1 protein-coding gene is annotated in these 434 nt (G+C 68.2%); it reads left to right on the top strand.

What is annotated here, in order from left to right:
• Positions 1–378: helix-turn-helix domain-containing protein (locus EXE44_RS18280; protein WP_137718066.1), on the top strand; the 378-nt coding region annotated here is incomplete at its 5' end.
• Positions 379–434: the final 56 nt, after the last annotated feature.

Below are 434 nucleotides of genomic sequence, written 5' to 3'. Positions count from 1 at the left end.
ATCCTCGACCTGGACGCGGTGGTACTCGGCGCGACCGGCACCGCCGACGCCTGGGAGTTCGAACTCCGCTTCCCGACCCACGAGGCGCTCTCGGCGTTTCAGGACTACTACGTCGACGAGGACATCGAGGTGTCGGTCGCGCGAATCTACAACCCGACGAAACCCGACGCCGGTCCGTGGTACGGGCTGACGTCCCCGCAGCGCGAGACGCTCGCGGCCGCCGTTGACGCCGGGTACTACTCGCTGCCGCGCGAGATATCCACGCAGGAGCTCGCGGACTCGTTCGACATCTCCGACCAGGCCGTGACCGAACGCCTCCGGCGCGGCATCGCCACGCTGGTACGGAACACGCTGTTGGTCGACGAGGAGGAGAGTTGACCGCCGCGACACCCGTTTTCCGCCGAACTGAGGGTCCGTCCGGCGGTCGGAGGTCC

The sequence above is a fragment of the Halorubrum sp. SS7 genome, assembly GCF_005435055.1.
Taxonomy (GTDB): domain Archaea; phylum Halobacteriota; class Halobacteria; order Halobacteriales; family Haloferacaceae; genus Halorubrum; species Halorubrum salinarum.
Note: the sequence above shows the minus strand (reverse complement) of the source record. Positions and strands in the feature narration are given on the sequence as shown.